The organism is Brevibacillus brevis NBRC 100599, from assembly GCF_000010165.1.
Classification (GTDB): Bacteria; Bacillota; Bacilli; order Brevibacillales; family Brevibacillaceae; genus Brevibacillus; species Brevibacillus brevis_D.
Genome location: NC_012491.1, coordinates 5883082 through 5908117 on the forward strand (window position 1 = coordinate 5883082; position 25036 = coordinate 5908117).

The window sequence follows — 25036 nt, forward strand, 5'->3', positions numbered from 1 at the left end:
TCAATCGAACTCCTTTTTCTCCCACTCATCCTCTGGGATCGGCAATGCTTCACCGGAGAACCGCTCTTCGCGGAACGGGTCTGCGATCAAGTGAAAACCATTTTGCTCCCAGAAGCCGGGCTTGTTTTCCGTCATAAATTCAATTCCTCTGATCCACTTCACGCTTTTCCAGAAATACAGATGTGGAACAACCAGGCGAAGCGGCCAGCCGTGCTTGTCCGTCAGTCGCTCTCCGTCAAAGGAGTGAGCCAGCAACACATCATCACGCTCCAGATCAACGAGCGGCACATTGGCGGTATAGTCGTGATCACCGTGCAGCATGACGAAGTTCGCCTGCGGATTCACGCCAATCGCCTGTAGAAAATCACGAAAACGCACGCCTGTAAACGCATTGTCAAAACGGGACCAGCGCGTCACGCAGTGAATGTCGCTTGTCACTGTCACCTGCGGCATCGCCATGATCTCTTCGTAGGAGAGCGTCACTTCCCGATCTACCTCCCCGAAAACACGCAGCGTCCATTCGTTCATGTCATACACCGGCACGTCTCCCTCATGCAAAATGGGAAAACGCTCTGTCAGAATTTGTCCCGGCGGAAGTCGTCTGGCGAGTCCCGGTTCCACTGGGGCGGGTACTTTCATTTTTTTGATCCGATCTGCCTTGTTCATATCGCATTCCCCCTGTCTTCGCTGTCTATATGACCTGTGTTTAACGGGTGCTCTGCTGATTGTCGCTGCCGATCTGACTCTTGTTCTTTAAAAAGAACATCGCCGCAATCGTCAGCACGTATGGCAGCATAGCCGTAAATTGCGTCGGAAGCGAAAAACCCTGCAAACGAATACTAAGGGCATCCATCAATCCGAACAAAAGGCTCGAAGCTATAATACCGAGTGGATGCGACTGCCCCATCATCATCGCTACCAATGCGATAAAGCCCCGGCCAGCTGTCATCCCTTCTGTAAACATCGTGACTTGCCCCAGTGAAAGCTGTGCCCCTGCAATCCCGCACAAGGCGCCACTCATCACAATCGCCAGCACCTGAAGCCCGGTCACTTTCAGACCGAGACTGCGCGCCGCAACAGGATTCAGACCAACTGCAAGGACGCGGAAGCCCGTAACCGTCCGATAAAAGAACACATACAGCAGAATGGCAGCCAAAAACGCAAAATATACGAGTGGCGAATGGCCGGAGACAATGCCTCCGATGACCGGAATATCGTGAATGAAAGGAATCTCGACGGTTGGCAAGCCAGTCATATCCTTATCGTAAAACGCCCCTTTGACACCAAAGATCGCCCGCAATGCAAATGTCGTCAACCCCAGCGCGAGAAAGTTAATCGCCACACCGACGACGATTTCATTCGCCCTAAGCTTGATCGTCATGTACGCGAATAAGAGCGAAAAGACGATGCTGACCAGCGCTGCAATCAAAACGGCCAGAAAGAGATTCCCGGTAAAATGATTGCCGACAATCGCGGAAAAGGCACCGACCAGTACCAATCCCTCCAAGCCAACATTAAAAATTCCGACACGTGCGCAGAGCGCTCCACCCAAAGCTGCCAACAAGATCGGCGTAACCATCCGAATGGTAGAACTGAGGAGGGACCAATCAAAGAGCTCCATGCGATTCCCCTCCTTTTGCCTTCCGCTTTTTCCACCAGTCGTAGCTGAACTTGGCGGAGATAAACAATATCAATACGGCTTGTATAACACTTGCCAGCTCCAGCGGCACATCTGTATTGCGCTCTACACCCATGGCTCCTGTCTGAAAAGCAGCAAGCAGGATCGAAGTCACAATAATACCAAGCGGGTGCGAGTTCGCAAGCAGAGCTGCCATCAGGCCCGTCCAGGCGAAGCCCGGTACAGTCAGCGCCCCGTCCACGAAGCGATAGTGCGCCCCCATTACCTCGACGGTTCCCGCCAAGCCAGCCAAGCCACCACTGGCAAACATCCCGGTCAGCATCACCCGAATCCGATTAATTCCTCCGTATTGAGCAAACAGCGAGTTTTGACCCAGCATCTTCACTTCATAGCCAAAAGGCGTAAAACGAAGGACCCAGAACAGCAAGAGCGCTGCAACAATCGCAAACAAAAACCCTGCATGCACGCTCATTCCCGCAAACAGCTTCGGAAGCCAAGCGCTTTTCTCCAGCATGACGGTCTGTGCCAGTGCGGCAGAACCCGAGCGATCCCGGAATGGCTCTGTCACGAGATAGCTCGCAAACAATACCGCAATATAGTTGAAGAGCAACGTAGAGATGAGCAACGGAATGCGAAAGCGTGCTTCCATAAAGCCCGGCAACAACGCCCAGAACCCGCCGACCGCCATTCCTGCGAAAATACCCGCCACAATTTTGATCATTCCCGGCGCTGGCAAATAGATCGCGACTAACGCAGCACTGACGGCACCCAGCACCATTTGCCCTTCCGCTCCCAGGTTGAATACCCCTGCCCGAAATGCGAGGGAAAGACCCAAGGCAATCAGCATGATAGGTGTGGCTCTCGCTAAGGTAGACGTTAAGAAATAAAAACTGCCAAAGGCCCCTTTCCACATTTCCTGGTAGGTTCCCAAGATCGATTCGCCAACGGCAGCAATAACCAGTGCCCCGGTCAACAAACCGATGACGACAGCCAAGAACGGCTGAACCAATGACTTAGATAGCTCTTTGATTGCTGCCATGAATGCTTCCTCCCGCCATGATCACGCTGATTTTTTCTTCGGTTGCCTCTAGGCGTGACAGCTCTCCAGCGATTCGCCCTTTATACATGACCAAAATTCTGTCAGACAAGGCGAGAATTTCGGATAACTCGGAGGAGACGAGCAGGATCCCGTCTCCCTGATTGCGCTTTTCGATCAGCGCCTGATGGATGTACTCCATGGCACCGATATCCACGCCTCGCGTAGGCTCAGCCGCAATCAAAAACGGGGTTTCATGTCCCAGCTCCCTTGCTACGATCAGCTTTTGCAAATTTCCACCTGACAGATTCCCTGCCAGCTCCTGCAATTGTCGGGAGCCTGTTTTGATGGCAAACTGATCAACCCAGCCTTTTATGACTTGGCGGAATTTCTCCCGCAAAACGACGCCACGGCGGTTGTAAGCAGGCTTTCGCTGATAGCCCATCAACGCATTTTCCTCGACGCTTGAGAGTTTGGCCGTTCCCCACAGGTAGCGATCCTCCGGAATATGCGCCAAGCCGGCATCTCGAATGGTGGCTACTGATTTGTTCGTCACATCCTTGCCACCTAACCGCACCGTACCCTCCTGTGCCGCTCGCAAACCGCTGATCGCTTGTAGCAGCTCGGATTGTCCATTCCCGGAAACACCTGCGATTCCTACAATTTCCCCGTGGTGTACGGTAAAGCTGACTTGATCGAGAAGGGTCTGCTTTTCTCGAACGGCAAGATTCTCCACCTGCAACAAGGGGCCTTTATCCAGAGGAACTCGTTCAGCTAGCTCCTGCAATTCTCGTCCGACCATCAATCTTGCCAAATCATCCGCATTTGTCTCATTCCGCGAAACCGTTCCCGTCACTTTTCCCCCGCGCAGTACCGTAATACGATCGGCTACCTCCATGACTTCCTGCAACTTGTGTGTAATCAAAATGACGCTCTTGCCGCTCTTTGCCAAGTTTCGAATCGTTTGCAGCAGGTCGCGTACCTCCAGCGGGGTAAGGACAGCAGTCGGCTCGTCCAGCACGATAATATCCGCTCCCTGATACAGGACCTTCAGAATTTCGACCCGTTGCTGTTCCCCGATCGAGCAATTCGCTACCATCGCCTGCGGATGAATCGGAATGCGATACTGCTCACTCAGCGCCCGCACCTTGTCCTCTGCGTCCTTTCTTTTGAAAAAGCCTGCTTGCTTCGGCTCATATCCGATCACGATATTTTCAGTCACACTGAATTCTCCGAAGAGCATAAAGTGCTGGTGAACCATCCCGATTCCATTTCGAATCGCGTCCTCTGGTCCGCGAAAAACAACTGGCTTGCCGTTTAACACGATCTCTCCCGACGTCGGCTGCTCCATCCCGTACAGCATCCGCATCAGTGTCGTTTTGCCCGCTCCATTTTCCCCGACAATCGCATGGACCTCTCCTGCTGCCAGTGAGAACGACACCTTGTCGTTGGCGGTAAAATCTCCGTACTTCTTGGTCATGGCCCTCATTTCCAAGCGATCGGTCATTCCCACTCCCTCATTTCTGTACGTCCTTTTATGAAAATGGAAGACCGACTACACAGCCGTAGTCGGTCACATCCATCACTGTGCACAAGCTATAAATAAACGTTCAGCACCGAGAAACATTTGTTAAAACTGGTCTGGTACTTTGCGGGTGCCCGCTACAATCTCATCGTTGATCGCTTTCACTTTATCCACCACTTCTTGTCCAATAAAAGCATTCAGCGGCGTCTTGCTTTCGTGCGTGACATAGGTTACACCAACACCTTTTTCCTTCAAGCCGTACGCCACAACACCTGGTTTGAAGGTTCCTTCTACAAAGGTCTTCACGGTTTCATAAGCTGCCGCGTCAGTTCCTTTCAATTGGGACAGAACAATATGCTCTGGATCAATCGTCGTACGGTCAACGTCCTGACCTGCTGTGAAGAAGCCTTTTTCCTTCGCTGCTTCGAAAACGCCGAGGTCGCCTACTGCTGCTGCACCGTTAATGAAATCAGCGCCTTTGGAAGCTTGGAGCAAAGCCAATTCCTTCGCTTTTGCCGGGTCAGTGAAGCTTCCTACATAGTTGACCATCAGCTCTGCTTTTGGGTTTGTCGCTTTCAAGCCCTCTCCGAAGCCAACCGTCCATTTTTTCAACTGCGGAATATCAAGAGCGACAACCATCCCCACTTTGTTCGTTTTCGTTGCCAGACCTGCTGCTGCTCCCACCAAGTAAGCCGCTTCCTGCTCACGGAAGGTAACACTGCGAACGTTTGGCAAATCCACTACGGTATCAATAATCGCAAAATTACGGTCAGGATTTTCGGTAGCCACTTTTTTCAATGCATCCTCTGATGTAAAGGAAGAAGTGATGATCAAATCATAATTTTCTGCAACAGCCACACGCAGATTTTCTTCAATCGCTCCATGGTCTGTAGATTCGATCGTTTTTACTTCTGCGCCCAGCTCTTGTGCGGCTTTCTTTGCACCCTCGTCCATTTGTTGGAAGAATGGATTCACACCGATTTTCTCAGGCAAAATCAAAGCAATTCGCTTTTTGGCCGCGCCCTCTTGTCCTGCTGCTTGTCCTCCTGGCTGATCTGCCGGTGCGCTTGTGCCAGTCGAGCACCCTGTTGCCAATACTGCGAATGTCGTTAATGCCAGCAATAACTTCTTCATGATGTATCTCTCCCTATCCGAACTTTACGTTTTTCTTTATCCTATTAGGTAATGTACGGCTTTTTACCTATTTTTTCAATACTATTTACGAATATTCTCTTATAAAATTAATTTATCGTTCGTTTATTCCTCCTCTTCTTTTACAAATACAACAAAAAAACTCTCCCCGGAGGAAGAGTTTGCGTACGAAGCCGTTCTCTTCCTCATCTGTCAAAACCATGGTACAGGTTTTGCAGGAATTGGCACCTTTCTGTTCATGCATAGACATGATCAGTGGTTGCCGGGCATCATCGGGCCAGTCCCTCCGCCGCTCTTGATAAGGTAGGTGAATATATTTAGTTACAATGGAATTCATTCTAGCAGAACGGTTCGAAAATGCAATTCTTTTTTCTCAATTCCAAACACTTCTACAAGTAAATAAAAGTTTCAAAACTCGTCTTTTCAGCACCGAGAAATTGGCGAGAAGCGCAACCTCTAATTTACGTGAAAGGTTTGCTGGAGGCGATGCGACAACGTATTCAGCTCGCCCAGCTCTTCCGTAATCTCACGCACTTTTTGATGCTGGTTTTCTGCTGTCGCAAACAGCTCTTCTAAGTTGGCTACGGATTCCTCGGTTACGGCTGTAATGGTCGACATCTCGATGGCAACTTCGCCGGAACGCACTTTTACCCGGTCCATGCTGGAGCTTACTTGATCAGCTGCTTCTAGGAAGGCTATCATCCCGGCACGCACTGCTTCAATGGAGGCCACTGTTTTTACGGCCAGCTCTTGGCCTTTTGCAACAGACACTTCCCCACTGCTCATATGTTGCACCGCATTCTCACTTTCCTGGTGGAGTGACTTGAGAATGTCGGTAATTTCCTGTGTGGCTGTCGCGCTTTGTTCTGCCAGCTTGCGTACCTCATCCGCTACCACAGCAAATCCCCGTCCATGCTCGCCTGCACGCGCCGATTCAATCGCCGCATTCAGTGCCAAGAGATTCGTTTGTGTCGCGATCTGATTAATAGCGCCGACAATTTCCTCTACGCGATTCGCCTGCCGATTGAGCTGGTGAATCGTAGAGGCTGCTACATTGACTGCCTGCACAATTTGCTCCATCTGTGAGGACAGATCGTTCATCATCTGAACGCTTTCTGTCAGACGACGGTTGTTTTGTTGCGATTCTGTTTTCATTGCGTTGGTCTGCGATGTGACTGCCTCGATTTCCTGATCGATGGATTGAACCTCTTCTTCGATCTTCACCGTAGAATTCGCCTGCGATTCCATGCCGACGGCGACTTCCTTGAAGGCTACCATCATTTCATCTGTATTGCGCTTCGTACCTTCCGCATGCTCATGCACATGATCGCTTGTACGATCTAGCTGCTCCGTCATTTCCTGGATGTTCAAAAGCATTTCTCCCAGACGGCGCTCCTTCTCTTCCGCTTCCTGCCTTGCGTCGTGCGCTTTTTGCAGGGAGGCTTGTCCGGCGAGACACAGATACGTTACGGCTCCCATCATCATGAGAATCGTGACAATACGCATAAGCAAATTGAGCTCCGAAAAATCGCCATCGAAGATCTGGTAGGTTCCTGTGTAGAACCCAATAACCGTGACAATGATTTGGGTAATTCCCGCTGTTACGACCAACTTCCAATCCAAATACGCTGCCAAAAAGCCCATGACGATAAAAGCGAGGAAGGTGATCTCCTGGTAATCGGTAAAGTGATCGAATGAAATCGCATAAAACATGAGTCCAATTGCTACCAGATAACGAATCACAAGACTATCCTTGCGAATGAAATAATACGGCGAAACAATTAAAGTGACCAGCAATCCCAAGGACGTTACTTTCCAGAAGTTCACATCTACTTGGTAGGCAATGAGCCCCGCCATCCACAAATGGTTCCATAGGATAAATATCATAAAGCCTTCTTTGTCAGTTAAGGTATTGCGAATCAATTGAATCATAATTGCCCCCCTTTTCCTTTTTACTTATGTATTGGATTCTTTCCCCATTATATAGCCAAACCTTTGGCAAATTTGTGAAAAAAGTGAGAACAGCCAAAAACAATTTCGAATAGGCTATTACACAACTCTCGCGTACAGGAGGTAAACGGAGAAAAGTGGAACTTAATCAATTGCCAGCTACCGTGCTGACACGGACGATTAGCCGTCCGAACACCACGATTTACTATCCGCAATTGGCGGGATTAGCCAACCAGCAAGCGGAAAAAGATATCAACCGGGCGATTTATCAAACGGTTCAAGGCTTAATTCACGAGCAACAACGGGTCCAGGTACCGGGAAATACAGAAATGCAAGGAAGCTACGAAATCAAGACAAACGAACGCGGCATTTTCAGTGTTGTGTTGAGCAACTACGCCTATACACCGCAAATGGCTCACGGCATGACCTTCCTCGGTTCGATCACCGCTGATATCCAAACAGGCAAGCTGTATACACTGCGGGAATTATTCAAGCCAGGAAGCGATTACGTCAAGGTGATTTCCGAAAACATCAAGCGTCAAATCAAAGAAAGAAACATCCCCACACTTAATGGCTTTACTTCGATTAAGCCCGATCAAGATTATTACATCGCCGACAAAGCACTGGTTATCTACTTCCAGTTGTACGAAATTACGCCCTACTACGTCGGTTTCCCCATGTTCCCCATTTCGGTCTATGAACTGGAGCCAATCATCAATGAAAAAGGACCACTGAGCATCTTGTCCGCAGATTAAATGCACTGTACCGCCGTTTTTACCCCCAGGCGCAAGTATCTTTTTTCATGACAGTGGCCTGGTGGGTATTTGTGGCAAAAGAGAAAGCACCACATGGGTGCTTTTTCTACTTTCTCTACTAATTAATAGTAAGCTTGTACGGATTATTTTTATCAAAATCAGATGCGCTGTGTCCGTATACCTTGATATATACCTGATCACCAAGACCTATCTGGAGACCCAGAACATCGGATCCACCTGGTCCAAAATCATTGGGCTTATATGTCTCATGCACTTTTCCGTTTGCAGAAATATAGACCAAATCAAAATCATAGTTTTGGTTTTGTGGAGATTCCAATAGTACACTGATACTCTGTCCAGATCGATTATCATATTCGTACCAATCTACATCATTACTGTCAGAAATAGTATGCGACATTGGTTTGTAAATTTTGATAGGAACTGCCTTATCCTGCGTATCTCCATATCCGTCACTAGCAAAAGCCGATTGTGTCCCCATTGCCAACGCAGCCAATACCATACAAGAAGACAAAATTCTTTTAAAGGAATGTTTCATTTCGAACTCTCCTCGCCATCTATTTATTTACATTTTTAGTATATTTAACAATGGTTATTTTTTCAATAAGTGAACTTTTTTAGAAAACATTTATCTTTCGTGTCCCTTGCTAGGGGCATTTTGTTTGCAGAAAATCCATAATTTCGCCATCGAATAAACGTTTACTTATATGTCTAGAACTGCTAGTATGTTAGTGTACATATTTACTTAAGCAATAAGTGTACGATATATCGGACCAGCTTTCCTGGAGGTATATACTCATGCAATATTATGGTCATCGAATTAGCCAAACCGCAAGAATATTCAGCAAATCACTAAATGGGACTATGGCTCCCATGGGACTATACAGCTCGCAATGGGGTATTATTCTTTGCTTGCATTATCGTGAATCGCTTACTCAGGTTCAATTGAGCAACTACCTGAATGTTGAAGCGCCGACGATTACCCGGACACTCACCCGTTTGGAAGAGATGGGCTGGATCATTCGTTCAGAAGGTGATGACAAGCGTGAGCGCTATGTGTCCTTGTCTCCGCAAGCAATCGAACGGTTCCCGGAATGGCTGGAGGCTGCAAAAGTGCAAGAAGAGCTGGCACTCCGCGGCGTTGACGAAGCAGAGCTCGCTATCTTTAACCGCGTTTTGAAGAAAATGAACGATAATTTACAACCGTTGTAACAAGTAAAAAATGACTTCGCCCAAAAGCAGTTTGGTGAAGTCATTTTTTGTTAGCCATTTTTCCTTGTGCTATGGATGAGGGTGTTGAGCTCTTGTTCCAATTGAATCAGATCAAGCTGTATCTGTTGCTTTTGCAATTGTTTTTTCTGTTGCAGTACTTGTTTTTTCAAATCATTTGCTTCTTTGTCATTTGCTTGGTTGTCTGTAGACGCAGGCTGCTCCGGTTCCACCTGTCCAGTCGAACCTATGGCAGCTATGAAAGTGCCAATCACTGCGATCCACCCCCCTACCGCTACCAACTCATTGGCCAGATTTCTTTCGATCATCCTTTTTCCCTCCGTTTTTGGGTTGATTCTCCTGTAAATTCTTTTTTATATCTTGAACGCTATCTCGCAATTGAGCAATTTGCTGTTCAATTCGTTTGAACTGCATATCGTCATCATTGTCATTGCCATTTTTGTTTTTCCCATTGATTTGCTTGTTTAATTGGATGAGGGGCTGTATCATTTTGTCGTTGTTGCAGGCAGGCTTTTGACTTAATTTGGTTGTTTTATCAATGGCGAGGATGACAAAGCCAAGCGAAATAATCCAAAGTGCTATTACAGCGGTATCATCATCATCATCACAAAAAAACATAGATACCTCCATGCCAATAAAGGTCGTGGTTTGATTATTGGCCCTTCTATACAATACGCTCCTGCCTAATTCCTCGTGACATCTGGACCACCACTTCCCTGATGTTGTTCTGTCATAAAAAAGGCTCCCCGCCAGCACAAGCGTGCCCAGCAAGAAGCCTATTGGTTATAATCGTATTCGTTATTGCATGCGTTTCGTAATATTGCGAGCCATCCAAACCCCAGCAGCTCCGGCTTGTGCCAGACCACGCGTAATTCCAGCGCCATCCCCGCCACAGAACAATCCCTTAATTTCTGTTTCGAATTCCTCAGTCAGTTTCGGACGAGCCGAGTAAAATTTCGCTTCCACTCCATAGAACAACGTGTGCTCAGAAGCGATTCCTGGTGTTACCTTGTCCAGTGCTTCCACCATCTCGATCAAGCTTTTCATCGTGTTGTAAGGCAACACGAGTCCCAAGTCACCTGGTACTGCTTCCTTCAGAGTTGGCTCCAGGAAGCCTTCCTTAATACGCGACTCTGTAGAACGGCGACCGCGCAAAATATCGCCGTACTTTTGCACGATGACCCCACCGTTTGACAGATCATTCGCCCGCTTGCAAACTTCCCTCGCGTACTCATTCGGCTTGTCAAACGGCTCTGTAAACGTATGAGATACCAAGAGCGCAAAGTTCGTATTCATCGAGCCCAGCGCTGGGTCTTTGTAAGAGTGCCCGTTTGCCGCCATAACGCCACTGTGGTTTTCCACGACCACGTGACCGGATGGATTGCTGCAGAACGTCCGTACACGCGTTCCGACAGATGTGTTGAAAATGAATTTTCCTTCGTACAAGTGCTCATTGATTTCGCGCATGACGACATCGGATGTCTCCACACGTACGCCTACGTCGACTTGATTGTTGTACATTTTCAGGCGGCGCTTCTTCAGGATATCCGTCAACCATGCCGAGCCATCGCGTCCTGGTCCGATTACCACGTAATCAGCTTCATACTCTTGTCCGTTTTTCAAAATTACACCCTTTACCTGATGTCCGTCTGCTTCTTTCACCGTGATGATGTCCGCGACCTCTGTCTTGAACATCATGTCGATATGCTTCTTCAAATGCTCGAAGATCGACTGGAGAATCTCCAGGTTTTGCTCCGTTCCCAAGTGACGCACCTGTGCTCGCAACAGCTTGAGGCCTGCTGCATAGCCGCGCTGCTCGATGCTCTTGATCGTCTCTGTGGTCGGGTCCGTAATCGATTGGGTAGCCCCATGCTCCAAATTGATTTCATCTACGTATTTGATCAGCCCAAGTACAGTGGAAGGGCTGAGATAGTCTGTCATCCAACCGCCAAATTCGGTGGTGATGTTAAATTTGCCATCGCTATAGGCGCCTGCTCCACCAAAACCACTGGTAATCGAACAGGCCGGCAAACAGCCTGCGAAATCTTTTTTTCCTGCTGGCGGCGGGCAGAGCTTGATCTTTTCTTCCAAGATCGGACAGCGTCTGCTATAGATGTCATGCCCTTTATCAATCAACAGCACCTTGGCATTCGGTGCTTTTCGCATGATCTCGTAGCACGTAAAAATCCCTGCTGGCCCTGCTCCTACAACGATCACATCATACTTATTCATGTCGTTCCCTCCCCGAAAAAATAAAAAAATTCCCGGCCGACGAATAGGGTATACCAAAACCGCCCTATTCGTAGCCGGGAATTTACGGTTCCCTGTAGAGACCCTCAAACCATATTTCTGAGGATATACGAATACAAATTACTATTTCATTCGTCAAGCCTGTGTTGTTCTTCACAACAATATGTATAGTAGCTTATAAGGTGAATCAAGTCAACCGAAAACAGCCCATTTATTCGTCTTTTAAAGTTAATTTTATCGTAAACATGCCTTTACAATCCGTAAATACAACAAAACACGAACATTAAAAACGAACATTCGTTATTTCTGTTCATGCCCCTCATTTGTCAGGAAGGAATCAAATATAAACGAATAGAATAGATAGAATTTTAAGAAATATTTACGATTTATTAATTCATTTTAAATCGCGTGCAAAAAAGGATGAGGCCTGTACATGCGGGATTATCGCTATTATCAGTCTGCCTTTGCTGGTGTTCCCAAGCCGTTCGCTTTCGTCGATCTAGATCTGCTGGAGGAAAATGCGGAGCAAATCAGTTTGCAAAGCAATGGAAAACCCGTTCGAATCGCGAGCAAATCGATCCGAAGCGTTGCCATTCTCAAACGTGTATTGCAGGTGAACGATTGTTTTCGTGGTCTCATGTGCTATTCCGCTCCTGAGGTGCTTCACCTGTGCGAGGCAGGCTTCGATGACCTGCTGCTTGGCTATCCGCTCTGGGAAAAAAGCTGGCTTTTGTCAATCGCCTCCGAGATTAAGAACGGACGCTCCATTACTTTAATGATCGACTCTCTCCCTCATGTCGAACAGCTCGAACAAATCGCCCAGGAAACGGGAACCAGGCTGCCTGTCTGTCTCGATATCGACATGTCGTCTGATGTGTTGGGGCTGCATTTCGGCGTCTGGCGCTCGCCACTCCGCTCTCTCGAGGCGTCCCTCTCCCTAGTCAAGCGCGTTGCTTCCTCCGATCATCTCTACCTAGATGGTGTCATGGGGTACGAAGCTCAAATTGCTGGCGTAGGTGATCGATACCCTCGTCAATTCCTAAAAAACAGCATCATCCGTCTCCTCAAGCAATATTCCGTGAAAGAAGTGGCTGCTCGACGTGCCACACTGGTGCATGCCATTCGCGAGCTAGACATTCCTCTCCGCTTCGTAAACGGTGGAGGAACGGGCAGCTTGCACTTGACCGGGAAGGAAGACGCCGTTACAGAGGTTACAGCAGGCTCCGGATTTTTTTCGCCTGGGCTTTTTGACTACTTTCAGGATTTTCGGTTTCATCCTGCTGCCGGATTTGCTTTGGAGATTATCCGTAAGCCCACAGCGCATATCTACACATGTGCCGGCGGGGGCTACATCGCATCTGGTTCTGCTGGGCGTGACAGACTCCCCAAGCCTTACTTGCCAGTGGGAGCAAAGCTGTTCCCCAACGAAGGAGCAGGTGAAGTACAGACACCCATCCACTATCAAGGCATGGAAACGCTGGAGCTGGGAGACCCGATCTTTTTTCGCCATGCCAAAGCAGGAGAGCTCTGCGAACGTTTTACCCGGCTGTATTGCATCTCTGGCGGGAAAATAATCGAGGAAGTGACCACCTATCGGGGGGATGGATTATGCTCACTGTAAAGAAGCACGCGAATCACTGGACCAATTGGACAGGAAATGTACAAAGCCAGCCGAAACAAATCGCGATGCCAAAGTCCGTAGATGAGGTCGTGCAGCTTGTCCTTGCTTGCAAGAAGGCAGGTACACGGATTCGAGTCGTCGGCTCCGGTCATTCCTTCACTCGTCTCGTCCAGACAGAAGACTGCTTGCTATCCTTGGATCATCTCCAAGGAATCGTCAGTGTAGACCCTGCCTCTGATACTGTTGAAGTCTGGGCAGGCACCAAGCTCAAGACACTCGGACAACTCCTGCACCAAGCGGGCTACTCTCAAGAAAACCTCGGAGACATTAACGCCCAGTCCATTGCAGGGGCTGTCAGCACCGGAACACACGGCACCGGCATTCATTTTGGCAGCATCTCCACGCAAGTCGTCGGACTGACAGTCGTGACCGCATCCGGGGAGGTTTTGGAAGTATCCGAGCAGGCCCAACCGGACCTGTTCAAAGCCATGCAAGTCTCGCTTGGTCTCTTGGGCATCATCGTACGTGTCAAGCTGCGTGTCCTCCCAGCCTATCGCCTGCGCTACCAAAGCCGTCGCATGCAGATAGAGGAGTGCTTGTCTTCTCTAGAGACGTTTAAAACCGAGCATCGGCATTTTGAATTTTTTATCTTCCCGTATTCGGACACCGTTCAGGTGAAATTCATGAACGAGACCAGCGATCCCCCCAGCGGCAATCAACGATGGAGCTATTTGAAAAAAATGGTGGTGGAGAACGGGCTGTTTTGGCTCTTGTCGGAGAGCTGCCGATTGCGCCCTTCTCTCACCAAAAGTGTCAGCAGGCTGTCCGCTCAAAGCGTTCCCTCTGTCCATGAGAGCGGCTACAGCCATCAGCTTTTTGCTACCCCTCGGCTTGTTCGTTTTTATGAAATGGAATACTGCTTCCCTGCTGAGCATATGGGCGAAGCCATACGGGAGCTGCGTAAGGCGATTGAGCAGGAACGCTTTGCCGTTCATTTTCCGCTCGAATGCCGGTACGTCAAAAAGGACGACATCTGGCTCAGTCCCGCCTATGAACGGGATAGTGCCTTCATTGCCGTCCACATGTACAAGGGAATGCCGTACGAAGCGTACTTTGCCGGGATGGAAGAGATTTTTGCCCGATATGGTGGACGTCCACACTGGGGGAAAATGCACAGTATGACCACCGAGAAGCTTCATCAGGTCTATCCTCGCTTGCCCGATTTCCTCGCCATTCGTTCTGAGCTCGATCCCGACGGCTTGTTCGTGAACCCGTATTTAGCCGAGTTGTTCGGCATCTCCTGAAACACTGCCTACACATAAAAAATGCCCCGACCAGTCTTAGAGCAGCACGGACAGCAAAACAGATGTACTTGGTTGATCTTGCCGCTGCCACAGGATTGTGTACAAGAACAATCGGATTAGCAGAAGCTAATAAATTGAAAGTATCGCCTCCTAGCCTAAGACGACTTTCCAAAGTGCTTTGTGTATCAGTTGCTTTTCTCGGTTGTTTTGAGAAACTGCCGGAATCAACTTTAGGGGAGCGTATTATTAAAGCGCGCTTCTACTATGGGTACACCAAGAGAGAATTTTCTGCGCTTTTAGGAATAAGTGAACGCACTCTATACGAATGGGAACATGACCGCAAGATTCCACCCCCGACGCCCTTAAATGACCTATCGAAGTATTTGGCTGTATTAATGAAGGAATAGAATAAAGCGGCCCCTTCTGAAATTTAAAGGGCCGCTTTATTTTTGCCAGTAAATCTTTTTACCTTTCTGAACTAGAATGGTACTAAACGAAAAACCGGCTTAGTAAAATCAACACGAGTTCCAGTAAACAATATTCACTGTGCCTAAATAATGTTTATGTTGCTCGAATGCGTAAACAATTTAAGAAAAATACATGGTACAATCTTCCTGTTATGCTCTTTAGGAGGGAAGTCTTAAAATGTCTATGAAACTCAAACGAAGCTTATTTTTGGGAACAATTCTCTTGGTTTGCTTGTTCATATGGATAGTAGTATTTCAGACCATTACAGGTTCTGATATATTTTCAAAGTCCAGTACAAACAAACCAAAGTCTGCAGCAGAAAAAGAAGCTACTTCTCTTCCCAAACAAACTAAATCAACATCTGCTATTAATGTGAGTCAGACTGTCTCAACAAATCAGAATCCTACTTCTAATCCTATCTCTGAACAAGTTGACACTTCACCGAAACCAGAACAAAACTCAATCCCTGCACAGGCTCCATCCGATCCAGTCGATTCAATGAGTCCTATACAAGCTAGACAAGAGATTGGGAAGTTATCTGCTAAATTTGATTCAAAAGACTTTGTACAAGCAGCACGAAATAAAGATATTTACTTAATGAAGTTGTTTCTTAAAGCAGGTATGGACCCAAATGTGTCTTATTATGATCCAGATCAGAATCTTACAATTCCTTTGGCCTATGCAGTATATAACGAACATTTGGAAGGAGTCCGACTTCTCCTTAAACACGGAGCTGATCCTAATGCGATAGAGATAGATGGTGGATTAACGATGCTCATGATTGCAACCGGTGAATTAGAAATAATAAAAGAATTAATAAATTCTGGAGCACAGCCTGACTTGAATTATGACAAATTTAATTCACCACTTTATCAGGCAGTAAGTTTGGGACGTACAGAGGTTGCTAAACTACTGTTAACACACGGAGCGGACCCAAACCTCACTACTGTTGATACAGAAGATATAAATGGTGAGAGTACATTGATTCGCTTAACTCCATTAGAAAAAGCAGTTAAGATGAGGAATAAAGAGATGATCCAATTGCTGTCCAAGAATTAATTTTAGATTATTAAAGTCTCTAGGATAGCAGACTACATCTACTACAACAATAACCTGGAAGATGCTCAATGAAATGACATACATGTTCAATAAGTATATTAAGAACTAATCATTTACTACTTCAAAAGATTATGTAGCATTCTTCAAGATTTTATCCTTTGAAGTGAAGGAATATACCAAATAACATGTCGAGGCACCTCCTAAATAACAGGAAGGTGCCTCAAAACTTTAAAAACGCTGATCTATGCTGCAAGAATAAAGTCGACAAACACTGGCGAACGAAGCATGTTAGTTCCGCTTTATCCCTAGCACGATAAAACATGCAGACTTAAACCGCTTTTGTATTCCTGCACTTTGGGTAACTACTGCATCCGTAAAATTCCCCTTTTGTTCCTTTTCTTAAAACCATTTGGCTACCACATTTTTCACAAAGCCTTTTTTCAGTTGGAAACTGAGATATAACTTTTTTGGGATCTGGTTTTGCTGAAGGATTCATCTGGATTATCATTTCAATGAGTGCTTCGCGATTGATCAATTTTACCCCGTTAGAGGCAGCCAGCTTATAAGCAGCATCTGTAAAGTCTCTATTAGTTACTACCCACGAACCCAATGCATCATAATGTTTCATTGCCCCAACGACTTGCTGAATTGCTTCGATCCCAACGTTTTTCGAGTAGCGTTTGGCTTGGACAACTGTTTTAGTGCCATTCTTTTGCAATATCAAATCTGCTCCGAAGTCTCCTGAAGCACGTGTTACTTCTGCTTTAAAACCTTGGGACCTGAATAATAGCCCAAGGTATTGCTCGAATTGCAGGCCATCCATTTTGTCTATTTCGCGTATTCCTGATTTCCTTAATTTCTCTTCTCTCTTTGAGCTCTGAGCAATAGCAATCCAAAGAGCAGCACCCATTACAGCAGCAAAAGCAATTCCACCGATGATAAATGAATTTGTATAGTAATATGCCCCGCCAAATGCAAATAAAGAAAGCAGGCCCACCAACTGGCTTATCGGGTCATCTCCCTTTTTCCTTCTTCGTGCCAAAAGTAAAGTCCCCTTTCAAAAATGGTTCATTCAGCATACTTAATTCCCTATTTTCTAACAAACGAAACAATTATACTCAAATATACAAAATAATAAAAACCCACCCTTCGTTACGAATAGGCGGGTTCTTGGCATACTTTAATCCCTCAAGAAAAAGTTTCCATATTAAATGTACTCTTTTTAGTTAATTACATTTGTGTAACCTTTAGAATGAATAATCCGTTATAATTATTGAAAGGCGAAAAATGCACAAAATGGAGGAAGTGTAATTACATGGTAAAAAAGTGGAATATACTTGGTTTGGCTTTATTGATTAGTATCTATGCGATTTATCTTCAAATAGAAAACAAAGAGCTTGAGCAACGGCTTGAAATTATTTCTGGATCTAATTTATTTCTTCTTTCAAACTCTTATGATGAACTAAAGGAAACGATTAATTCAGAAAAACAAAATGCAGAAATTATTAGTGATGTTAATATAATACTAAAAACAATAAGGCATCACTCATCAACTATTGACACTGCTTTAGGTCGTGATGAATTGAAAACAATATTCTATAAGTTTAATGAAATATTTTCACATCCTGCAAAAATCTACACCTCAGTTGATAATATTAAAACAAAGGAGTTAATTGAAATTACGGATCTAATACAAGAACTGAATAATAGCATTACTTCTACTTATTATAAAAAGGGCTACCCTGGAGATGGTAAAGCGGAGCTGTATATAAAAGATTTCGGCAAAATGGATGCATATATTGAAAGACTAACCAACTATACTAAGGAGTTCACGCAAAAAAAATAGTCTCTCTACGAGTCCCGATTTTAATAAAAATGTTGAGCAGTTTATTACTGCTCAACATTTTTTATCTGCTATTTTTCTTCAATAATTGAGGTTACACTCGTCCAAGTCGCAAGTCATGAAAATAATCATTAAGTCCCATTGCAATTTCATTCGCAACGTCTTTCAATCTGTCGGAATCATCTAGCCACTCTTCGTCGATTTGAGCAATTTCGATTAGCGATTTTGCACCAGCTACTGTTGTTTCACGTAGGATTGCTAAATCATCTTCAAAACTATTCTTACCCATATTTACAGCAATATTTTTCGCTAATGTTTTGGAGGCTTTTGCACCCTCTTGATAAAATGCACCAATTCGATTGAAAGCCCGTTCAGTATTTACATGAATACTAACCAATACGTCAATACCCTTACCTTTGTATTTCTTATTAATGTATTTTACTCGCTTCATGATATCATCATCCGCATCCGTACCACCAAAATCCTCATCACGAGTACGCGTCAGATAGACTTTTGCACCTTCTGCTTCAAGCAGTTCCTCAAGGATTTTACTCATCTTCAAAGTAACATCTTTTTCTTGTCGACCTTCATATGTCTTACCTGGATGGATGCCGCCATGTCCTGGGTCAATAACAATCTTTTTACCTTTCAATTCTTTCATTGTGATTCCACCTTTTAATTTGGTAAGGTATTCTGGCCAGAATTTCCTTTCAATATATAAAGTGAAAAATCTGATTAAAAATACAACCTTAGGAAAATTACATATAAAAAAATACATCCCGTTGTATTTGGCAAACGGAAAGTGCAGAGTTTGGCAATGAACGACATTCACAGATATGTAGATAATTTTCATAATTATGCGAGGTTTTACACGGAGCCTCTACGGGCATGATTTCTTGCAAAAAGGCGGTATATTAAGGTTTCGCAAGGGTACCGAGCTTATCATGCCCGCCTTCCATGTAAAACCTAATGAATTGCCATTGTATCAAAAATAGTTGCCAAACTCTGCACTTTTATTTTGCCGTGCCGTATACACATTCCCTCTTTTTTTATTTTTTAGAATCATAATGGTTCCCGATCAATCAACCTGTTACTCTCATTCGCCAGTCTATAAGATTTGACAGCTTTAATCATTCGGAAGACTATCTCTTGATGTATGTCTTCACGTACAGATATATCCGTGAATCTCAACGACTTTCGAATCTTTGGCTCAAATCTTTCAATGATCTCTACCATTGCACTCTCATCATTATTTTGCGCTCGCTTTACTAGCGTTAACAGGCTCATGTATTCCGCCTCCCTCTAGCTGTTTTCTGAGCTTCAGTAGCGCTCGTTTCTTTGTTTTAGATACAGCTTGCTGACTAACGCCTAACAGACTTGCAGCTTCCGCCTCTTTGAGATTCCTCAAATAGAGAAGTGTAAGTATCTCCTGTTCGTTTTCTGTGAGTGCTTGAACAGCATCCAAAATTCTTTTGTCAGATAATACATCTTCCCACTCAGAATTGTCCTCCCGCTCACTTTTATCAGGGTCACTAACAAGACTGTCTATCACCCTTTCAATTTCGTCAGTAGGCTGGCATACGTTGCTAGTCTTTTGGTTACGTACAGCCAACTCGATAGCTGTAAAACGGATGAGCGAGGAGATAAACTTAGTAAATCGGACTTCACCGTAAAATTCCTGAAATCTACTATCCAATTCATCGTTCCTCTGCGTATCGTGCGGCGAATTAAACACTCGTTCATATAGCTGTTGATTATCTTCTTGAGCTAGAAATGCATCCAGCAACCTCTGATTAGCTACGTCTGTAAGTTTGATATCTAAATCTCTCCTCACCATTAGGATTATACGTTCGTATTTCAGGCAAAAAAAATAGACGCGCCATATTACACAGCACGTCCCGAACCACTCTATCTATTTTACCAAAAAGCCTATTTTTCCCATTTAATATTCCTGTAGTGTAAACTTTTGTAAATGTATGTAATTTTGGACACTCGTGCTTTACAATCGAACACTGCCTCTTTTCTGCGTTGGCTCAAAATATAAAACGAATGATTAAAGTCCTGCCAGCATAAGATACCTGCCAGTTCACATACGCTAAGAATACAAAATGGGTTAGGGACAACAATCCCTAACCCATTTTGTCAACGGCCACATCATTCATAGCAGGGGCATTTTACTACCAAGCAGGACAATTTAGCCTTGCGTTGGGAAATTCGGTTTATGCGCCCCTTTGCGTCCATAGCGCACATAATAGAAGGTATAGAACAGCACCAACGCACCAATTCCGTAGAAGAGTCCAATTCGCTGTGTCGGGTCAAACGCCGGGAAGATAAGAATGAATGTACAAAGAGCCAGACACAGGAGCGGCATCACCGGGTAAAACGGTGCTACGAACTGCAAATCTTCTATTTTTCCACCCTCACGCAAGTATTGACGGCGGAAATTAAATTGAGAGAGAGCAATCCCCATCCACGTGAAAGTGACCGCAATACCAGATACAGACATGAGCAGCACGTATACCGTATCCGCTGCAGCCACGCTGGTTAACAGGGACAGAAGTGAAAACGCCAGCGTCGCCAAGAGTGCGTTCAAAGGCACTTTACGCTTGGTCAGCTTTCCAAAAACAGGATGGGCCATGTTGCTATGGGAAAGGGACCACAACAAACGCGTGGCTGCGTACAAGCATGAGTTGCCGACAGACAACAGAGCCGTCAAGATGACGAAGTTCATGATATCCGCTGCAAAAGGAATCCCCACTGCATCAAATACCGTCACAAACGGACTTTCCAAGAGCCCCAGCTCGCTTGAGGGAAAGAGGGCGGACAAGATCGTGACCGACGCCACATAGAACACGAGAATGCGAAACACAATGTTGCGGATCGCCCGCGGAATGGTCTTTTGCGGGTCTTCTGCTTCCCCGGCTGCAATTCCGATCAATTCAGAGCCTTGATAAGAGAATACGACGTTCATCATCGTCACAAAGACGATCGCGATGCCAAACGGGAATAGTCCCCCATCTGCCGAGAAGTTGGAGAGAAACGGAGCGGGTCTTCCTTCCATACTGACAATACCGAATATGGCACCTAGTCCGACAATAATAAACATAAGTACAGCCAATACTTTAATTCCGGCAAACCAGTACTCCGTTTCCGCAAACCCCTTTGTCGTCAGCGCATTGAAGGCAAAGAGCAGAACGATAAAGAGCGCGCACCAAATCCAGATCGGTGTATCCGGGAACCACCGTTGCATGACCATGCCCGCGGCAGTGAACTCTACCCCTGCCGTTGTAGCTGACCCTAGCCAATACATCCATCCCAGTGTAAATCCGCTCGCCGGACCAATATACTTGCTGGCGTAGGCTTGGAAAGAGCCTGTTACTGGCATTTTTACAGAAAGCTCACCCAGGCACGTCATGACCAGATACAGCAAAATCCCGCCGACGATATAGGCAACGAGCGCTCCGCCAGGTCCAGCCTGATTAATCGTGAAGCCAGCGTTGAGGAAGAGGCCTGTCCCGATGACACCACCTAACGACAGCATAAACAAGTGGCGACTTTTCATGGAACGTTGTAGCTGTGTGTCTCTTTCATTCCCAGTGTTCATATGATTCCTCTCTTTCACCTGCTTTTTAAGAGGTCTATCAGGAGTCTATAAACGAAGAGAGAACTGCCTGCGCTAGAAACGCAGGGACAGGCAGCTCAATCCTCCGTCTTGTTTCTGGAATTCAGACATATCCAGCTCAATCACATGGTAGCCAGCGTCAGTGATTTGCTTTTTCGTGCTCTCAAAGCCTTTTGGAATAATGACATAGTCGTTGATATGGATGCAGTTCGCAGAGTACTCGACTTCTTTTTCCACGACCAGATGCTTGTACTTGCTAAATACTTCAGAATCAATGAACTCCCCAGCCAGAACCAGCAAGTCATTGCCAAGGTAAGCGATTCCGGTTTTCAGGTGGAAAAACTCTTTCAATGGTACAATGGTGACCTCATATCCGTATTTGGAGAGAATCTCGCGGAACTGGATGGCTCCTTCTTCATTGGTGCGTGTAGACAGACCCACATAGAAATGGTTGTCTACCTGCATGACGTCTCCACCATCGAGGAAGCCTGGGGCTTGAATATACTCAATCGTGTCATAAAAACGAGGAAGCACCAATTTCATATCCTCAATTTCACCATTGCGGCTTTCTGCACCAGGATTGGTGATGACGGCGCACTTTTCCGTGAGAACAGCTGTATCTTCCACAAACGTAGAATCTGGGAAACGCTCGTCCGCTTCCAGAACGGTTACATCCAGACCTGCCTGTTTCAGCGCTTCTACATAAGCGGCATGCTGTTTAAGAGCAAGTTCAAAATCAGGTGTACCCAAATCAGAAGTCGTCAAACCATTTACATAACTCTTTCCCGGTTTTCTTACAATCGCACGTGAAAATTTCATGATGATAGATCTCCCTTCTGTTTTTGAATCTTGCTTTTGTCTAACAGTATTCATTCTCCTCTGAGCAATCACCCAGAAATATTCCGCATTGTGGAATCACTTCTGCAATACAAAATTACACTCTTAATGTAAAATAGTTTCAAATTTTTTGTCAACGGATTTTTATCTAGTTTAAATGATATTGATTCGGTTGAAAAATTCTGATAGATTGAGGTCATATTAAGCTGGCGTGACTTTCAACGAACGGTCACTATGCAACAAAGCCAGGAGGTAACCCACGTTGGTACAATCGATAGACCGGGCGATGAGCATCATCTCCGTCCTGGTATCAGATCCAAACAAGCAGCATTGGTCCATCTCGGAAATTGCTGAACAAACGGACCTGCCGCTGAGTACGGTACACCGTTTAATTAGTAGCCTCATCAAGCATGGCCTCATCCTCCAGCTTCCCGAGAGTAAGCAGTACAAGGTCGGCTATACGTGGATGGAAATCGGGCTGCGCATTCTCGACAAAATGGATATGCGCGCTGTCGCACGAACTGTCATGGAGCGATTGGCAGCAGATGTACGGGAAACAGTCTATCTGAACATTCCACAGGGCTCTCATGCCATCGTACTCGAACGAGTGGAAGGTCCTATGTCTGTCAGAAGCATGGATAATCTGGGCGAGCGTATTCCGCTTCATATCGGTGCGGCAAACAAAACGATTCTCGCCAGCATGAATCCGAACGAAGCAGAGCAAATCGTGACCGGTTTAATCCCGGATGCAGAAAAACGTCGCGAGCTGTTAGAACGACTGCCAGAAATCAGACATAATGGCTATGCAGTCAGCTACGGTGAGAAAACCGAAGGCACCGCATCCATTGCTGCTCCTATCTTCGGTGTCAACCAAAAGGTCGTAGGCGCTTTGAGTATTGGCGTGCCGAGCTACCGGATCAACGAGCAGCTCTTGTCCTCACTCATTGAACAAGCCCAACAAAGCGCCAAAGAAATTTCCCACAAAATCGGTGCCTTACCTTAATTTTTTTGCCCACTAACCGGAAACAGTTTTCACTATACGGAAAACGGAGGCGTTTTTTATGCAAAAATGGCAAACAAAAGAGCAGCTCGTTGATCTCTTGTGCAATTTGGTAAGCATCCCAAGCATTACAGGATCATCTGCCGAGAAGGACTTGCCTGGCTACGTCGTCGATCAGCTGCGTACCCTGCCTTATTATCAAGCCAATCCCGATCATGTACGTGCGAATCCGACTGAAGACGGGCGCCATTTTGTCACTGCTTTGGTCAAAAAAGAAGGCGTACGGGACACCGTCATTCTCGTCAGCCATTTTGATGTCGTCGACGTCGAGGATTACGGTGCCTGGATGAAGCATGCTTTTGATCCGAAGACCCTCACTCCTCTGTTCCAGCAAAACCAAGCGGATATGCCAGCAGACGTTCAACAGGATATTCGCACCGGCAACTGGCTGTTTGGCCGTGGCACCATGGATATGAAGTGCGGACTGACACTGCACATGTCGATGATTGAGCAAGCGATTGCTGGGGAGTTCGACGGCAACATTTTGCTTCTGACAGTCCCTGACGAAGAGGTGAATTCTGTCGGGATGCGGGCAGCAGTCCCCGCGCTGTTGAAAATCGCCGAGGAGTTCCACCTGAGCTACACCACCGTGCTCAACTCCGAGCCGATGTTTACCCGCTATCCAGGGGATACGAATACGTACTTGTACACAGGCTCCATCGGAAAAGTGCTGCCAGGCTTCCTCTGCTACGGCAAAGAAACACATGTCGGCGAGCCTTTTGCTGGGTTAAACGGCAATTACATGGCCTCTCAACTGACATGTGAGCTCGAGCTGAACACATCCTTTTGCGAGGTCGTTGAGGGGGAAGCATCTCCTCCGCCGACGAACCTGATTCAAAAGGATCTGAAAAAAGAGTACTCCGTGCAAATTCCGCACCGTGCCGTGACGCTATTCAACCTGTTCCTGCTGGAAAAGCAGATGGAGGATGTCGTAGAGCCGCTGCTGGAATCGGCAAGAAATGTTGCAGAGCGCATGAAGGAAAACTACCTCAAGCACGCGAGCCAGTTTGCCAACTTTGCGCCGTTTAGCCCGCGTGATCTGTCCATTTCCGTCATGACTTACGAAGAACTGTATGCCTATGCGAAGAAAACGTACGGGGAAGAAAAGCTACGCCAGCTGGAAGCAGATGTGATCGCCAACCGCGGCGACAAGGACGACCGCGACACCACGATTGAGCTGGTGGATCAATTAGCGATTCTGTGCAAAGAACTGTCGCCGATGATGATTTTGTTCTTCGCTCCACCGTTTTACCCGGCAGTCAGCTCGCGCAATCACCCTTTGATCCAACAAACGATGGAAGAGATGAAAACATACGCGAGAGATCAGCACCAGGTCAATTTGGTCAAACAAAACTACTTTGGCGGTATCTCTGACTTAAGCTACGTCGGACTCCAATATCCGGCAGCATCCATGAAGCCATTGGTAGCGAACATGCCTTTGTGGGACAACGGCTACTCCATTCCGCTTCAGGAGCTCGAAGCTTTTGATGTACCTGTCATGAACCTCGGTCCAGTCGGACGTGACGCCCATCAATGGACTGAGCGTCTGGACATCGACTATGCATTCGATACGTTAAAAGACATGCTCCCTCGTTGCATCCAGTCTCTCTTGCAAAATGGGAAAGCCGTAAAGGAATAGCAAAAGAGAAAAGGTTCCCGTACCGATA

At 46.3% G+C, this 25036-nt stretch carries 25 protein-coding genes and 2 riboswitches; of the genes, 9 read left to right on the forward strand and 16 right to left on the reverse strand.

The window, feature by feature from the left end; all coding sequences use genetic code 11:
• The 6 genes from BBR47_RS27830 to BBR47_RS27855 form a co-directional block, all read right to left on the reverse strand.
• On the reverse strand, positions 1–666 hold the full coding sequence (locus BBR47_RS27830) for a sulfite oxidase-like oxidoreductase (RefSeq protein WP_041749704.1): 666 nt from the start codon (positions 664–666) through the stop codon (positions 1–3).
• Between the two features lie 40 nt (positions 667–706).
• A complete protein-coding gene (locus BBR47_RS27835; protein ID WP_015893736.1) occupies positions 707–1621 on the reverse strand; it encodes an ABC transporter permease in 915 nt (304 codons plus the stop codon).
• The gene (locus tag BBR47_RS27840) at positions 1608–2678 is read right to left on the reverse strand and encodes an ABC transporter permease (protein ID WP_015893737.1); all 1071 of its coding nucleotides are present in this window, start codon (positions 2676–2678) and stop codon (positions 1608–1610) included. The genes BBR47_RS27835 and BBR47_RS27840 overlap by 14 nt, the downstream gene beginning before the upstream one ends.
• Positions 2653–4182, reverse strand: coding sequence for an ABC transporter ATP-binding protein (locus BBR47_RS27845; RefSeq protein WP_015893738.1), 1530 nt, complete (start codon positions 4180–4182; stop codon positions 2653–2655). The genes BBR47_RS27840 and BBR47_RS27845 overlap by 26 nt, the downstream gene beginning before the upstream one ends.
• A 123-nt stretch (positions 4183–4305) precedes the next feature.
• Positions 4306–5334, reverse strand: coding sequence for a BMP family lipoprotein (locus BBR47_RS27850; RefSeq protein ID WP_015893739.1), 1029 nt, complete (start codon positions 5332–5334; stop codon positions 4306–4308).
• 200 nt (positions 5335–5534) lie between these two features.
• Positions 5535–5657, reverse strand: a riboswitch (SAM riboswitch).
• A gap of 151 nt (positions 5658–5808) precedes the next feature.
• Positions 5809–7284: a methyl-accepting chemotaxis protein gene (locus tag BBR47_RS27855; RefSeq protein WP_015893740.1), complete on the reverse strand. Its 1476-nt coding sequence runs from the start codon at positions 7282–7284 to the stop codon at positions 5809–5811.
• 155 nt (positions 7285–7439) lie between these two features.
• Between BBR47_RS27855 and BBR47_RS27860 the strand changes: the two genes are divergently transcribed.
• Complete coding sequence (locus BBR47_RS27860; RefSeq protein ID WP_015893741.1) at positions 7440–8057, forward strand: DUF3298 and DUF4163 domain-containing protein; 618 nt, start codon at positions 7440–7442, stop codon at positions 8055–8057.
• A gap of 118 nt (positions 8058–8175) precedes the next feature.
• Here BBR47_RS27860 and BBR47_RS27865 read toward each other — a convergent pair whose 3' ends face one another.
• A complete protein-coding gene (locus BBR47_RS27865; protein WP_015893742.1) occupies positions 8176–8613 on the reverse strand; it encodes a hypothetical protein in 438 nt (145 codons plus the stop codon).
• Between the two features lie 260 nt (positions 8614–8873).
• Between BBR47_RS27865 and BBR47_RS27870 the strand changes: the two genes are divergently transcribed.
• On the forward strand, positions 8874–9287 hold the full coding sequence (locus BBR47_RS27870; RefSeq protein WP_015893743.1) for a MarR family winged helix-turn-helix transcriptional regulator: 414 nt from the start codon (positions 8874–8876) through the stop codon (positions 9285–9287).
• Positions 9288–9337: 50 nt separating this feature from the next.
• Here the strand turns inward: BBR47_RS27870 and BBR47_RS27875 are convergent, their stop codons facing one another.
• The 3 genes from BBR47_RS27875 to BBR47_RS27885 all read right to left on the reverse strand — a co-directional run bounded on the left by BBR47_RS27875 (position 9338) and on the right by BBR47_RS27885 (position 11537).
• Positions 9338–9613 (reverse strand): hypothetical protein, encoded by a 276-nt coding sequence (locus tag BBR47_RS27875; RefSeq protein ID WP_015893744.1) that lies wholly within the window; start codon positions 9611–9613, stop codon positions 9338–9340.
• Positions 9588–9923 (reverse strand): hypothetical protein, encoded by a 336-nt coding sequence (locus BBR47_RS27880; protein ID WP_041749705.1) that lies wholly within the window; start codon positions 9921–9923, stop codon positions 9588–9590. The genes BBR47_RS27875 and BBR47_RS27880 overlap by 26 nt, the downstream gene beginning before the upstream one ends.
• 180 nt (positions 9924–10103) lie before the next feature.
• Positions 10104–11537 (reverse strand): NAD(P)/FAD-dependent oxidoreductase, encoded by a 1434-nt coding sequence (locus tag BBR47_RS27885; RefSeq protein ID WP_015893746.1) that lies wholly within the window; start codon positions 11535–11537, stop codon positions 10104–10106.
• Positions 11538–11588: 51 nt separating this feature from the next.
• Positions 11589–11688: riboswitch (purine riboswitch) on the reverse strand.
• 300 nt (positions 11689–11988) lie between these two features.
• Here BBR47_RS27885 and BBR47_RS27890 point away from each other — a divergent pair.
• The 4 genes from BBR47_RS27890 to BBR47_RS27900 all read left to right on the forward strand — a co-directional run bounded on the left by BBR47_RS27890 (position 11989) and on the right by BBR47_RS27900 (position 16007).
• Positions 11989–13176, forward strand: a complete 1188-nt coding sequence (locus tag BBR47_RS27890; protein WP_015893747.1) for an amino acid deaminase/aldolase — start codon at positions 11989–11991, stop codon at positions 13174–13176.
• Positions 13164–14480, forward strand: coding sequence for a D-arabinono-1,4-lactone oxidase (locus BBR47_RS27895; protein ID WP_015893748.1), 1317 nt, complete (start codon positions 13164–13166; stop codon positions 14478–14480). Before BBR47_RS27890 ends, BBR47_RS27895 begins: the two co-directional genes overlap by 13 nt.
• Before the next feature lie 62 nt (positions 14481–14542).
• Complete coding sequence (locus tag BBR47_RS30710; RefSeq protein WP_155801110.1) at positions 14543–14887, forward strand: helix-turn-helix domain-containing protein; 345 nt, start codon at positions 14543–14545, stop codon at positions 14885–14887.
• Positions 14888–15125: 238 nt separating this feature from the next.
• On the forward strand, positions 15126–16007 hold the full coding sequence (locus tag BBR47_RS27900; protein ID WP_015893750.1) for an ankyrin repeat domain-containing protein: 882 nt from the start codon (positions 15126–15128) through the stop codon (positions 16005–16007).
• 328 nt (positions 16008–16335) lie between these two features.
• Here the strand turns inward: BBR47_RS27900 and BBR47_RS27905 are convergent, their stop codons facing one another.
• Positions 16336–17049, reverse strand: a complete 714-nt coding sequence (locus BBR47_RS27905) for a restriction endonuclease (RefSeq protein WP_041749706.1) — start codon at positions 17047–17049, stop codon at positions 16336–16338.
• A gap of 273 nt (positions 17050–17322) precedes the next feature.
• Between BBR47_RS27905 and BBR47_RS27910 the strand changes: the two genes are divergently transcribed.
• The gene (locus BBR47_RS27910; RefSeq protein WP_015893753.1) at positions 17323–17853 is read left to right on the forward strand and encodes a hypothetical protein; all 531 of its coding nucleotides are present in this window, start codon (positions 17323–17325) and stop codon (positions 17851–17853) included.
• 91 nt (positions 17854–17944) lie between these two features.
• On the opposite strand, the gene BBR47_RS27915 is transcribed toward BBR47_RS27910, so the two are convergent.
• The 5 genes from BBR47_RS27915 to BBR47_RS27935 all read right to left on the reverse strand — a co-directional run bounded on the left by BBR47_RS27915 (position 17945) and on the right by BBR47_RS27935 (position 22291).
• A complete protein-coding gene (locus BBR47_RS27915; RefSeq protein ID WP_041749707.1) occupies positions 17945–18511 on the reverse strand; it encodes an N-acetylmuramoyl-L-alanine amidase family protein in 567 nt (188 codons plus the stop codon).
• A gap of 401 nt (positions 18512–18912) precedes the next feature.
• The gene (locus tag BBR47_RS27920; RefSeq protein ID WP_015893755.1) at positions 18913–19137 is read right to left on the reverse strand and encodes a helix-turn-helix domain-containing protein; all 225 of its coding nucleotides are present in this window, start codon (positions 19135–19137) and stop codon (positions 18913–18915) included.
• Positions 19100–19687 carry a sigma-70 family RNA polymerase sigma factor gene (locus BBR47_RS27925; protein ID WP_015893756.1) on the reverse strand — a complete coding sequence of 196 codons (588 nt, stop codon included), beginning with the start codon at positions 19685–19687 and terminating at the stop codon, positions 19100–19102. The genes BBR47_RS27920 and BBR47_RS27925 overlap by 38 nt, the downstream gene beginning before the upstream one ends.
• 357 nt (positions 19688–20044) lie before the next feature.
• Positions 20045–21454 (reverse strand): amino acid permease, encoded by a 1410-nt coding sequence (locus BBR47_RS27930; protein ID WP_015893757.1) that lies wholly within the window; start codon positions 21452–21454, stop codon positions 20045–20047.
• Positions 21455–21526: 72 nt separating this feature from the next.
• Positions 21527–22291 (reverse strand): dimethylarginine dimethylaminohydrolase family protein, encoded by a 765-nt coding sequence (locus BBR47_RS27935; protein ID WP_015893758.1) that lies wholly within the window; start codon positions 22289–22291, stop codon positions 21527–21529.
• Positions 22292–22571: 280 nt separating this feature from the next.
• On the opposite strand from BBR47_RS27935, the gene BBR47_RS27940 reads away from it, so the two are divergent.
• On the forward strand, positions 22572–23312 hold the full coding sequence (locus tag BBR47_RS27940) for an IclR family transcriptional regulator (RefSeq protein WP_015893759.1): 741 nt from the start codon (positions 22572–22574) through the stop codon (positions 23310–23312).
• Between the two features lie 58 nt (positions 23313–23370).
• On the forward strand, positions 23371–25008 hold the full coding sequence (locus tag BBR47_RS27945; protein WP_015893760.1) for a M20/M25/M40 family metallo-hydrolase: 1638 nt from the start codon (positions 23371–23373) through the stop codon (positions 25006–25008).
• Positions 25009–25036 lie beyond the last annotated feature (28 nt).